The organism is Primorskyibacter flagellatus, assembly GCF_900176485.1.
In the GTDB taxonomy this organism is placed as follows: Bacteria; Pseudomonadota; Alphaproteobacteria; order Rhodobacterales; family Rhodobacteraceae; genus Primorskyibacter; species Primorskyibacter flagellatus.
This window is the reverse complement of the sequence record NZ_FWYD01000037.1, coordinates 1-11,863: the sequence shown is the minus strand read 5'-3', so window position 1 is coordinate 11,863 and position 11,863 is coordinate 1. Positions and strand designations below refer to the sequence as shown.

Here is an 11,863-nt window from a genome sequence, read left to right as displayed (position 1 = left end):
CTCATTCTGAGCGTTCACGAAGGCAAAAACGTCAGCAGAATGAGCCGAGCACCCCACCGCAAGCGAAACACCAATGGGGCCGAGACGGCGCATACGATCGTTCAAACCAATGCCAGATGTTTGTTTGGGTCGTGGAAATCCCGCACCTCTGACGCGGGCGGGTTATGCAACAGATTTGTCTGAATGTCGGGAGCGGCCATGGCACGCATCAACGCGCTGTAATTCATCTGGAACCTCATTTCCGACCCAACGCGCAGCGTCTCAGGTTTGGTGCCAACAATGAGGTGATCGCTCGTTGCTCCGATGAATGTGATTCCAGGAGGCCATGAAAGCCCGGAGATATCTGTGTCTTGGTGACCTATCGCGAGGATCGTACGTGTGCCGGATTCAAACTTTGGCACAAGGCGAAGCCCTGCCAACGCCGGATTGGAAAAGTTGATTGGGGGAGACAAAGGCTTTGTATTTATCTCAATAACTTCGGCAACGAGCGTAAAGGCATCCCCATACATCCCGCCAATCTGATGCCCAGAGACGGGATCAATACCCAAAAGGATTGCCTCACCAAGCCTTAGATCATTGATCCGTCCGGTAGGAAGCCCTCCAAATGCCCAAGGCAGGCTTGCGGAATTCCCAGCAGATACCGTCCGCAGGACAGGACCACACTGCCCCTCAACGTCATTCGCGAGTACCGACAGCGCCTGCATCTTTGCAGCCGTCGGGGCTATGCCGCTCAGGCAAGCGAAATTGGCCCCAATACCTTTCAACGCTACACCGGGCATGTCCACCACTTGCTGCGCAATGTCGCCAAGGTCTTGCGGCATGATCCCTTCACGCAGATCACCCATTTCGACCATCAAGATAATATCGTGAACCTTGTTTTGCTTGATCGCAGCAGCGGCCAAAGCCGTGATTACGGCTATCTTTGTGTTGTAACTCGCGTCACAGACTTGGACGACATCTTCGACTTGGCTCAGCATGGGTGTCCGGATCAAAGTGATCGAACAGGTTACACCAGCTTTGCGCAATCTCTGTACATTGCTCAAACGCGCCTCAGCGAGCCCCGCAGCGCCACTGTCGAGCATGGCCCGAGCAATGGCAGGATGGCCACAAACTGCTTTGGTCACTGCAGTCGCGCGAATACCACGCGATCTTAACCGCTCAACAATTGTCCGTGTGTTGCAGCGAATTTTGCTCAGATCGACCTCTATCCGCGGGCAACTCATTTTGCAGCCACGGGCGTTCCTTGCTGTAAGCCGGGATAGGCTGCCACAACCATCGCCAGCAAATGCGCCGCTGGACGGCTGAGCGCGTCCGTCACAGGCAATCCCAGTTTATGCGCTTGTGCTGTTATCGTGTCTGTAATCTCAGCCTCTGACATACCTTCATGATTGAGCGTGACGCCGATAACCTTTGTATCGGAAAACGCTTCGATCAAAGCAATCTCACTTGCTGGGGTCGGCATTGGCATATTGGGGAAGTCGCAGCGATGTGCGCGTTTCGGCGCGTGCTGAAGAATGACAGCGTCCGGCTGGCTGCCACGCAAAATAAAGGCTGATGTGCAAAACGCTGGATGGCTGAGCGCGCCTTGGCCTTCGATCAAAATGACATCAGGTTGCTCTGCCTTTGAGGCTGCAACAATCGCACCTTCAAGTTCACCACAGCAGAACTGCGGTGGTACAGCGTCCATCGCCACACCATATTTTGCACCCTGCATCAAACCAGTTTGACCAGTTCCAACCAGCACAGTCTTAATGCCTTTAGCGTTCAACGCACGCGCCAGAACCGTGGCTGTTGTCCGTTTTCCGATGGCGCAATCGGTCCCAAGAACCGCGATACGCAAGGCATCGACATTTGCGACACTGCCATCGAACAATCGCATGTCTTTGCTGGGCTTGGGTTTGCGGATGTCGCGGATGGTGACGCTTCGTTCAGCCGCTACTTGGGCAATTTCGACGTCATCGCTCAAATATTCATGCAGGCCGCTGACGATGTTCATACCGCGTGTGATCGCATTAAGCACAACGTAACGATCAGCGGGCGAAAGCCGTCCTGTTGAGGGTGCCATTCCATAGATGAACGTGTCGGGGATGACGGCTTCATGGGCGATAGCGGCATCGAGGTTTTCGAAGATTGGTATGTGATTCATCGTTTCATCAAGAACCAACCCACTATTGTCGCCACTGTGGTCGCTGTCGATGACCGAGAGAATTCGGTAGGCTTCTGAATGACGCACAAGACCGTTAGCAGTTTTGCCATCGATTTTGCCAAAGTTACCTTCGCAATAGACAATCGCCGTTGGCGGCACCGCAATCTGAGGGATTGAAGTCGATTGTGGATTTGTTGCGCGGGTCAGCGGCGGCGCTTGCGCACCTCTGACAGGGCGACAAATGGTATCTACCGTTTGAAGTTCAGTTTTCATATTTTTACCTTTTGATGGTCTCGCGGAGGGCAAAGTAACGCTCGTCTAAGCGTGTCGAGACCGAAACTGCCTGCCGTGAGCTAGGTTGTAGAAAACGCCCCTACATTTGGGGTTTTTGGGACGTGCCGGTCGCATTGCGGAAGATTGCCAAGCTATGAAGCGAAGGCGTTACAAGTCATTTTTCGGCGAAAAGCTCTTAGCTGTCGGGCCAAAACTTATCGTCATACCCAACCGAAGAAATCGGATGAATCAACAACACAAGTGATGCGGTCGTGCGCCACAGCACTTGCAACCTTCCCAAACATCAGATCCTTGCAAGCGGAAGTGACAGCTGAATTGTCAAGATATAAGATTGTGGTTCGTTCTGTCTGGCGATGCGCCTACGCCGCAGAAGACCACAACTTTTGTATACCCTACGTAGTCTCTTAGCGCCTGAGTTACAACGTTAGCGGATCAAACTCTGTTTCTGAGACTGACTTTGCCAGAAACATCACCAATTTGGGCGTGACTACCATAAGGCGACACTCATGCGCATCGTAGCATCGGTAAAATTGGCTCTTCGGGCGCATTCGCTGCGATTAATACGAGCGCCTGCAATCCGCGCAGCTGTCATTCAACCACGCCAACACAGAAAGAGGGGAACCGTAGTCCCACGGCTCTCCTTTCGGCTCAGATCGTCTTCTCATCTCACCCAGATCGGCGACCAGCGACAGCCCCGCGCCCGCGTCCTGCGGCTGCTCGCCGCTGTCGATGAACGGGATGATCGAGAAGGACTGCCCGCCGCGCTGTTCTTCGTTCTGCACGGCGTTGACGCGCAGGTCGCCATCGGGCGTGTTGATCAGCAACGACAGGTAGTCATTGCCGGTGCGGCTGCTCTTGGCCATCCAGGCCGAACCGACACGGATCGGTGTGCCCCGGGGCGCGATGAACTCGATCCGGTAATCCGGGTAGGTCTCCTCGGATTTGTAGCTGTTCTCGATCAGCATGAACTCCAGATCGAACTTCATGTTGGCAATGTAGCCGGTGAAGGCGTTGTCGGCGTCCATGGCGGTGAGCTCGCCCGAGATCGAGCCTGATTTCACCAAGCCGTTCGAGACCAGCGGGATGATCTCGAACGCGCCGCTCTGGGCTGTGCGCGCCTCTTTCGTCTGCACCGCGTTGACCCGGAACGGGCCGAGGCCGACATCGATCTGCATCGAGATGTAGGGGGTGCCGCTGGTATTGCCGGTCTCGTTCCAGGCCGTGCCGATGCGCACCTTGCGGCCGGATTTGTTGACTGCCGTCACGTCAAAATCCGAGCTGCGTTCGGACATCTTGGCCCGCGCCTCCAACTGGATGGCGATGTCAAAGCGCGTCGAGTGGATCATGCCGGTGTACTGTGCGGCTGCGGTCTCGACATTGCGGGTGAGGGTTCCCGCGAACATGGGATGGTTCCTTTTGGATTGGCCGGTGCCTGACGGTTTTGCCAGCGCATCCGGGATTGCTTTCTCGACCCCTTGAGGGATCACAAATCAGAAAGCCTGCTTGTCCTTTCAGCCCCGCCCACTGGTCAAAGCTGCCGTCCGAATGGGAATGCCCCCGCGCCTCCGGGTGCTACGCCCCTCCCCTGCCCGTCTGGTCTTGATTGGCTGCCCGGATTTTTGCGGCGTCCTTCGATTGCGCGATGAAGAACTCCGCCTCTTTGCCGTTCAACCGTTGCCCTTCCCGGTCGGTCACGCCGATGCAGCTACCGTTCGGGGCATAGGTGATGAGGTACTGACCGAGCCGGTCCTTCTCGACAACGTAGCCGGTATTGGCCCAATGCACGGTCTGCCCGGCATCGACATCGGCCTTGATTTCATCGCGTGTCATCCGAACCTCCTTACGAAGAATGGTGGGGAAACGGCGCAAGAAGCCCGATCTTCCAACCGGGCTTCTTGCAGCATTCGTGTGGCAAACGGCCGAGAGCTGTCAGGCACCTTGCGTGGCTTGCGTCGCGCGCACCGCCATCCAATCCTTCAGGCCAAGAACCGTTCTTCCGGCGGCGACCTCGGAGGGCCAGGCAACCCTTGACCCTTGGGTCGCCGCAGGGCTCATCTCCGGCATGCCGGTCAATGTGGGCATTGGCCACACATGGCTCGGGCTGGCATCGAAGTTGTTCTGCCGATATGATCAAGTTATTGTAACGCGATGAAGGTGCCAACCACGCTGCCGCGCCTAAAGAGCTTCCGTTATCCTCGTGAGGTCATTGCTTACGCGGTCTGGGCGCACCACCGGTTAGCCCTAAGCACGGCTGATGTTGAAGACCTGTTGGCTGCGCGGGATGTGATTGTCAGCCGGGAAACGGTCCGGCTCTGGGTCAATCGTTTTGGTCGACATTTTGCAACTTGCATCCGACAGGATTGTCCTTGACCAAACGACAGGTGGCATTTGGACGAAGTCGTAATCTCTATCCGCGGGAAGAACCACTTGCTGTGGCGCGGGATAGATGCAAAAGGCGACGTTCTTGACATACTAATGCAAACCCACAGAAACGGTAAGGCTGCAAAGCGGTTCTGCCGAAGGCTAATCACCCAGTTCGGCGAGCCGAGGGTCGTGATCACGGACAAATTGCGCAGCTATATCAAGCCGGTCAAAACACTGGCACCGGACACTGACCACCGTGCACACAAGAGATTGAATAATGCTATCGAAGGATCACACAGGCAGACCCGCAAGCGAGGGAAGATATACGGGCGATTCAAATCTCACCGACAGGCGTCGTAATCTCCCGGTCACCAGACCACTACAAGCCTCACTCAACAACTTGGCTTTGCCTTCGCAACTGCTCCCGGGCGCGAAAGAGCGTTAACGCCGAAGCGAACAGCATGTCGTTTTGGGCAACCAGTTCCCCCAACCCTGACCTCGTACCTGATCCGGGTGCCGTGTCTGAGCTTGAGGCCGAAGTTCCGGAAAACTCCCCTCATCGAGAGTTCGATGTTGATGATCGCCTGTTGAACGGATTTTCGCGCGGTCAGCAAAGCGCGGTTCCTGGGACGACACAGATTTGCGGTGCACCGGCCGGTACCAACCCATTTGCAACAATCGAGCAATTCGCTGGGCATCGCGCCTGTCGGTATTGATAGGCATGGCTTTCAAGGCGGCCTTCTCAAAACTAACGGTTCCCGAACAATTGGCGCAACACCGAGCCACATCATTAAGTCATTGATTTATAACAGTAAATTAAGATAGACAGGTAAGATCGGCAACGCACATCGGAAAAACCCTGATCACAATTGCGAAATGTGTATATTTATCAATTACTTTGCTAACATAGGTGATCGGCAAAAATGCTGGAAACACCCGCCAGGATCGAACCGTGCTTCTTCGGGGAGCATATTCCTGCTGTATTGGCCGATCTGTCGGTTGATATCCAGAGGGAAGCCACCGGGCTGGACAAGGGCTACATGCTGACAGCGCAGCCGAGCTTGCCGTTCTCGTCCGCGTGAGGAATTGCTACTACTCCAACCTGATCGAAGGACACAACACACGCCCCCGTGACATCGAAAGGGCGCTGGCTGGCGCCGAGCTTGAGGAAGAAACCCGCCCGCTCGCACTTGAGGCTCGGGCGCATGTTATCGTTCAACGGGCTATCGACGAGATACATCGCATAGGCACCCTGCCCCGTCCCACATCTGTCGCATTCCTGACTTGGGTCCATAAGAGTTTCTACGACGAGATGCCTGACGAGTTTCGGTTCATCGAACATCCCGACGGCACACAAGAGCCTATCGTTCCGGGCCGTATGCGCCAAGACGACGATCGGCAGGTCGCGGTCGGGCGTTACCTACCCCCTCATCAGCGCGCGTCGCGGCATTCATGGACCACTTCGACAATCGGTTTCAGATTGCGGCACGGTCTTTGAGCGGACAGAGCATCGCGATCGCCTCTGCACATCACCGTCTGAACTACATCCATCCTTTCCCGGATGGCAACGGGCGCGTCAGCAGATTGATATCTCATGCAGTGGCCCTCATAGCGGGGCTCGGTGGCCAAGGGCTTTGGTCCGTATCGCGTGGGCTGGCCCGCGGGCTGACCGATCGGGGCGAGTACAAACGGATGATGGATCTGGCCGACAGCCCTCGCCGCGGATTCCGCGACGAACGTGGGAACCTGCCAGAAGCGGCACTGAAGACATTCAGTAAATGGTTCCTAAAGGTCACACTCGACCAAATCACATTCTCAGCAAGACTGTTCGATCTCGGAGGATTGGACCAGCGGTATCGACGTCTTGTTGGAGATACTATCGATGACAAGCGTGCGCCAGCACTGATCTCGGCGGTTCCTCGGCATGGGGCACTGGAACGTGGCGATGCGCAAATTGTGCTCAAGACGTCCGAGCGTACGGCTTGCAACATGCTGAGTAAACTGACCGCCGCTGGATACCTGACCACCGCCTCGCCCAAGACGCCCGTTCGTTTGGCGTTTCCGTTGGATTATCGAGAGCGGCTCTTCCCAAACCTGTTTGGTGACGGTGATCGGCCTTAATGAACTGTGGCCGTTACTGCACTCATCGTGAAAACGCGGTTGGGAAGTAGATCCCAGATCAAGGGCGCAATAAGTTCACAGTTGTGAACTTTGTATTTGGGCCGCAAAGCCAACCGAGGTTCACAACTGTGAACTTTTCATGCTGCATCCTTTCGCATGAGCGCCATGATCATTGGTCCACAGGAGAATTCGCCAAGCGCAGCCTTGGCGGACAGGGACCGTAGGTAACCGCCGGGCGAGTGGATGTCTCCGAAGCGTTCCAGCATTGCCACGATGACCACAGCGGCCTCTTCCGGACCCATGTAGCGCTTGGCTTCGTCCCAAGCGGATGGGGAAATGCCCATCATGGGTCTGATCACATCTGCGACCCTTACCAAATCGTGCCAATGCCGTACCGGAGGATTGGCGTATGTTTGGTATTCGCGACAGGCGGCCAGGACAAGGCCGAGGGGTATCCTTGGCAAATGATCGACTTTTGAAACTGGTTCATCGACCTTGCCGGATTCGTCAATAGCAACCGATGCTGACATGTGATGTGATGCGGTGCAGTCGCCCTGCGCTTTTTCTAAGCGTAGTTCAGAATCATAAGAGTCTTTATCTGAATTATTATGGTGCTGCTCATTTATAACAGCATTGGTGCTCATATTCTCTGTTTGATCACCTTCGAGAAGGCCGCGTGTGGCATCTAATGCTTTAGAAAGAGTGGCTTCGATTTGCTGTAGTTCGGCAAAGTCGAGTTTCCGACGCAAATCGCGCGCTGTCAGAACTGCAAGATCGGACGCCTGATCCCAAACAGCGAGGTCAGGGCGCAGAGATCTGCCGTATTCGACCAGACCCACCAGATCACGCCGCATGAGGCTTACCGCAGACCTGAGGCGTCTGTAGCGCTCCTCGGCGGCCCTGACGGCCTCGGCGGCCTTGCAGACTTCAGGGAAGCGTTGGGCGAGGGGGGCCAAATCGAAGCCGAATGCGATCTTTTCGTCGCCGTAACGGCGAGCATAACGCTTGCCGTTTGGGCTGTCGCGCCGAACGACGAAGCCGGTTTGCACCAGGTTCGCCAAGTGTCGTCGCATAGTCGAGCAGGGCATGCCGTTCAGACGCTCGCAAATGGCCTTGTTGGACGGATGCACGACAAGTTCACTTTCGTTACCGCCAAGGATCGTGGACTGATGAAAACTGACTAATGCCTGAAGCACGCTTAGATCGCGGTCAGATAAGCCAAAGGCGATACGCGCAGCGGCGAGTTCGCGCAGCGCCTCCCATTTGTTAACGCCTGATGGCGGAACTTCCTGTTGCGCTGCAGCATGATGTTTCAAGATGGCAGCATTTACCGATCGCCGGAACGGCGTTACGGGGGTGTAATCCATTTATCATTCACGAAGACAAAGAAATTTCGGTCCGCGAATCACTAAAGACTTGCGAAAAACAGCGTTCGAGACTAACTTGAGAGTGCTAACAACAAGTCTGGGTCTCGTAGGGCGGTCGCTTTGCGGGACCTTTTCTTTGGCTCTATCGTGCCTCCTGTTTTTGTTTCCGCTCTTTCTCAGTCTTCTGAGCGCCGTTTCCAGCGTTCGTGAAGTTCATCAATGAAATCATGGGCTTCCACCTCGATCCAATCGGCAAACTCACTGCTTGCCAGTTCGATCACGACGCCTTTAGCGTTGCGTTTGACGGTGCCGCCACGCTTGCCGCCGATCTTGAGCGGCACGCTGGACGCCACAGAAGGGGAGGGGGCCCTGGCAGGTTTAGCCGCTTTCGCGACAGCCTTGGACACGGCCTCGAACGCCTGAACCGAGGTGTCGTCGGTGGCAGTTGCCGTGTCCACCACCATAACCACATCGGCCTTGTCATGGGCCTCTTCGGCAATATGGATCAGGCTGTCCCGATCCAGTCCGTTATCAGCAATGGCACGGCCCATGGCCTCCCACCGCGGGCGACCGATGCCGTGGGCAGGACCAATAGCGCGCACGAGATCCGTGCCGACCATATCAGCGATCGCAATAGCCATGGAAACCGATGATTTGGTCACGGTTAGAATCTCTGCAACCTGTGATTGATTTCCAAAGCCTGACGATACGAGCTCTTGCGCAAAGATTGCCTTTTCAATGAAGGATAAATCGCGACGCGCCATATTTTCGGAAATCTGGGCGCGCAGGGCGCTGTCATCATCCAGACTGGCAACCAATGCGCGCACCTTGGCAACCTTATCGGACTGGCGTATCGCCTCGAGCCGGCGGCGGCCGTAGACGAGTAGATACTGGTCCGTCTCAGATGGGTGTCGACGTACAAGAATTGGTACGGTCTGGCCATTCGCCTCGATTGCATCGCGCAGATCAAGCACATCCGCCGGATCAAGCCGATCTGCCATACGGTCGTCGATGATGCTGGTCGGGTCCAGTTCCCAGACATGATGGGCGTCGACCGCATCACGAGCCGAGCGCAAGGCGCGGTTGGAGGTCATCATAGGGGTTGCGGCACCAACTTGGGGGGCAGGGGCGGGACCACCGGCTGCCGCGAGGCTGTCGAGCATAGACATCCGCTTTTTCTTTCCACTCGTCATGACCGCCCCCAAGTTTTTTGAATGAGATCAGCAACTTCATCGTTAAGCGCGTTCAGGCTTTCAAGGGCACGATCGTAGGTCGTGCGGGTAAATGCGCTGCGTTCAACTTCGTAAAGGGTTTGCTTTGTCAGGCCCGCGTCGGAGATTGCGGTAGATTTAAGCATTGGAGAATTCAGCACCGCATCGCCATACATGGTACGCAGGAAGGCAACGATCCGGTTCTGCGGCGCATCCTGTGGTTCATAGCGGGTCAGCGCATAGCGCATCCAGTCGTGGGACATATCCGCCCCGCTTTCTGCAATCACATCCATCAAGTCGGCGGTCATGCGCAGGAATTGCGACATCGACATCACATCGAGCATTTCAGGATGGATCGTGACAAGTACGCCGGTGGCGGCGGACAGCGCGGACATGGTGAGGAACCCCAGTTGCGGCGGACAGTCGATGACCACGACGTCGTAGTCGCCGTCAACCTGCGCCAGCGCCTCTTTCACTCGGAAAAAGAACAGGCCGGCATTGCCTTGTGACAGGGCACGCGGCGTTTCGTGTTCGAACTCCATCAGTTCCAGATTGCCTGGGATAAGGTCGAGGTTCGGGATGTAGGTCTTGCGGATGACGGCGCGGATCGGCTCTGGGTCGTCATAACGGATGGCGTCATAGAGCGTGCCGCCATCGGTCAGGTCGAATTCGGGCTGCACGCCATGTAGCGCGGTGAATGAGGCTTGGGGGTCGAGATCAATGCCCAGGACGCGATAACCGCGCAAAGCCAGCCGTTGGGCGAGGTGTGCGGAAGTTGTCGTCTTGCCGGAGCCACCCTTGAAATTCATTACACCGATGACTTGCAGGTGGTCGCCATCACGCCGCCCCGGGATATAGTCACCAGGCTTGCGTGCTGTCTTTTCCAACAGGACACGCAGGGCCTGAACGTCATGCGCGGAATATAGGCGGCGATTGCCAGCCGTCAGTTCAGGCGAAGGACCCTTGCCATCAAGGTTGAGTTTGCGCAGATAGGAATCGTTCACGCCAAGAAGCGCGGCCGCCTCACCAGAGGTGAATTTGCGCATTTCCTTATTGGCGTCGGGGGGGAACAGGCTCTCGCGTTGTGAATGCAACTGGTTGGCCAGCCACTCGGAGTGTTGGCGAATGACCGCGTTCAGGTCCTGATGCACGAAAGTCTTGTTCATCTGCCCTCTCGACCCGCGCCACACATCTTTGGCGTGTTCACGGTTATTGACGTTTTTTGCCTCGTTTCCGTGACTATTGACGTAAGAGTCGGATTCGCGCAAGTTTTTTCCACATCTTGTGTGGTATTACCATCGAAACACAAGTCAGCTCACCGCCATCGTCGAAAACTGATCTTGGTAATTGCGACGACATGATATACAATTGAAACCGTGTATCCCATTGGAGAAACGACGACATGCAAGTTGCAAAATGGGGGAATTCGCTCGCGGTCCGACTGCCTGCCGATCTTGTGCGGGAGCTTGGCCTCAAAGAGGGTGACCAGATCGACCTGATAAAGGACGATGGTACTTTGCTTGTCCAGCGCCAACCTCGCGCCGATGAGGTGCTGCAAGGACTGCGACGTTTTCGAGGAAAGCTTTCCAAAGACGCACGCCTGAGCCGCGCCGCCGCGCATGAGCGCTGAATTCGCGGATACGAATATCGTTCTCTACCTTCTTGACGATGGTCCAAAGGCGGATCGGGCTGAAGACATCTTGGGGCAGGGGCCGCGGATCAGTGTACAGGTCCTGAACGAAGTGATGGTCAATTGCCGAAGGAAAGCCGGTCTCAGCTGGGAGGACACCGGAGCTTTTCTCGCAGGAATCCAATCCTTGTGTCCAGTCGAGGACCTGACAGTGCAAACGCATCTGGTGGGCCGGGCATTGGCAGAAAAATACCCGCTATCGGCCTATGATGCCATGATTGTGTCGGTCGCACTTGTTGCTGGATGCACGACGTTGTGGAGCGAAGATATGCACGACGGATTGCTGGTCGAAGATCAGTTGCGCGTCGTCAATCCATTCTCCTGACAACAAATTTAGCTGTAACCTTGCAATCGTTCCAAGAGCTAGCAGATTTGCAAGGATATAGTTGCCGCTCAGGCCGCAACAACCCAAGCTGCGCCGCCCGTCCCAGCAGCATCCTCACGGACGGCGGTTGCCAACTCGAGTGTCGCGTTTAGTTCCTGATTTCAATTGAGTCGCTAAGCTGAGACCGCAGCGTCTGAATTTCACCTTAGCGCTTCACCAGAACGGTGGGGTTTGCAAGGCTCAGAGCCCGGCGGCCTTGGTCAGGTTGACCCGGAACCTATCGCGCCTGCGCTGATAGCGGCGCGTCATCTCTGCCGAGGTATGGCCGAGCTGCTTCTGGACATA

9 protein-coding genes and 3 pseudogenes are annotated in these 11,863 nt (G+C 55.9%); 4 read left to right on the top strand and 8 right to left on the bottom strand.

Going from position 1 to position 11,863, the window contains the following annotated elements; all coding sequences use genetic code 11:
- Positions 1-101: 101 nt before the first annotated feature.
- The 5 genes and pseudogenes from B8991_RS20300 to B8991_RS20280 all read right to left on the bottom strand — a co-directional run bounded on the left by B8991_RS20300 (position 102) and on the right by B8991_RS20280 (position 4,522).
- On the bottom strand, positions 102-1,223 hold the full coding sequence (locus B8991_RS20300) for an alanine/ornithine racemase family PLP-dependent enzyme (protein WP_084355106.1): 1,122 nt from the start codon (positions 1,221-1,223) through the stop codon (positions 102-104).
- Positions 1,220-2,419, bottom strand: a complete 1,200-nt coding sequence (locus B8991_RS20295) for an N-acetyltransferase DgcN family protein (protein ID WP_084355105.1) — start codon at positions 2,417-2,419, stop codon at positions 1,220-1,222. The genes B8991_RS20300 and B8991_RS20295 overlap by 4 nt, the downstream gene beginning before the upstream one ends.
- A gap of 578 nt (positions 2,420-2,997) precedes the next feature.
- Positions 2,998-3,843: a DUF736 family protein gene (locus B8991_RS20290; RefSeq protein ID WP_235866721.1), complete on the bottom strand. Its 846-nt coding sequence runs from the start codon at positions 3,841-3,843 to the stop codon at positions 2,998-3,000.
- Between the two features lie 125 nt (positions 3,844-3,968).
- Positions 3,969-4,270: pseudogene (locus tag B8991_RS20285) on the bottom strand (hypothetical protein).
- Positions 4,271-4,369: 99 nt separating this feature from the next.
- Positions 4,370-4,522, bottom strand: coding sequence for a hypothetical protein (locus tag B8991_RS20280; RefSeq protein WP_235866719.1), 153 nt, complete (start codon positions 4,520-4,522; stop codon positions 4,370-4,372).
- A 66-nt stretch (positions 4,523-4,588) separates the two neighbouring features.
- Between B8991_RS20280 and B8991_RS20275 the strand changes: the two are divergent.
- Together B8991_RS20275 and B8991_RS22270 are read left to right on the top strand one after the other, a co-directional pair.
- Positions 4,589-5,158: pseudogene (locus B8991_RS20275) on the top strand (IS6 family transposase); the annotation flags it as partial.
- Positions 5,159-5,727: 569 nt separating this feature from the next.
- A pseudogene (locus B8991_RS22270) lies at positions 5,728-6,925 on the top strand (Fic family protein).
- Between the two features lie 137 nt (positions 6,926-7,062).
- Here the strand turns inward: B8991_RS22270 and repC are convergent.
- From repC to repA, 3 genes are all read right to left on the bottom strand, one after another.
- The gene (gene repC, locus B8991_RS20260) at positions 7,063-8,292 is read right to left on the bottom strand and encodes a plasmid replication protein RepC (RefSeq protein ID WP_084355102.1); all 1,230 of its coding nucleotides are present in this window, start codon (positions 8,290-8,292) and stop codon (positions 7,063-7,065) included.
- A 176-nt stretch (positions 8,293-8,468) separates the two neighbouring features.
- The gene (gene repB / locus B8991_RS20255; protein WP_084355101.1) at positions 8,469-9,485 is read right to left on the bottom strand and encodes a plasmid partitioning protein RepB; all 1,017 of its coding nucleotides are present in this window, start codon (positions 9,483-9,485) and stop codon (positions 8,469-8,471) included.
- A complete protein-coding gene (gene repA / locus B8991_RS20250) occupies positions 9,482-10,669 on the bottom strand; it encodes a plasmid partitioning protein RepA (RefSeq protein WP_084355107.1) in 1,188 nt (395 codons plus the stop codon). The genes repB and repA overlap by 4 nt, the downstream gene beginning before the upstream one ends.
- A gap of 236 nt (positions 10,670-10,905) precedes the next feature.
- On the opposite strand from repA, the gene B8991_RS20245 reads away from it, so the two are divergent.
- On the top strand, positions 10,906-11,133 hold the full coding sequence (locus B8991_RS20245; RefSeq protein ID WP_084355100.1) for an AbrB/MazE/SpoVT family DNA-binding domain-containing protein: 228 nt from the start codon (positions 10,906-10,908) through the stop codon (positions 11,131-11,133).
- Complete coding sequence (locus B8991_RS20240) at positions 11,123-11,518, top strand: PIN domain-containing protein (RefSeq protein ID WP_084355099.1); 396 nt, start codon at positions 11,123-11,125, stop codon at positions 11,516-11,518. The genes B8991_RS20245 and B8991_RS20240 overlap by 11 nt, the downstream gene beginning before the upstream one ends.
- The last annotated feature ends 345 nt before the right edge of the window (positions 11,519-11,863 follow it).

Bases quoted from the DNA above. Each gene is read 5' to 3' on its own strand.
- B8991_RS20300 (WP_084355106.1), bottom strand. From the start codon at position 1,223: ATGAGTTGCCCGCGGATAGAGGTCGATCTGAGCAAAATTCGCTGCAAC.
- B8991_RS20295 (WP_084355105.1), bottom strand. From the start codon at position 2,419: ATGAAAACTGAACTTCAAACGGTAGATACCATTTGTCGCCCTGTCAGA.
- B8991_RS20290 (WP_235866721.1), bottom strand. From the start codon at position 3,843: ATGTTCGCGGGAACCCTCACCCGCAATGTCGAGACCGCAGCCGCACAG.
- B8991_RS20280 (WP_235866719.1), bottom strand. From the start codon at position 4,522: ATGCCCACATTGACCGGCATGCCGGAGATGAGCCCTGCGGCGACCCAA.
- repC (WP_084355102.1), bottom strand. From the start codon at position 8,292: ATGGATTACACCCCCGTAACGCCGTTCCGGCGATCGGTAAATGCTGCC.
- repB (WP_084355101.1), bottom strand. From the start codon at position 9,485: ATGACGAGTGGAAAGAAAAAGCGGATGTCTATGCTCGACAGCCTCGCG.
- repA (WP_084355107.1), bottom strand. From the start codon at position 10,669: ATGAACAAGACTTTCGTGCATCAGGACCTGAACGCGGTCATTCGCCAA.
- B8991_RS20245 (WP_084355100.1), top strand. From the start codon at position 10,906: ATGCAAGTTGCAAAATGGGGGAATTCGCTCGCGGTCCGACTGCCTGCC.
- B8991_RS20240 (WP_084355099.1), top strand. From the start codon at position 11,123: ATGAGCGCTGAATTCGCGGATACGAATATCGTTCTCTACCTTCTTGAC.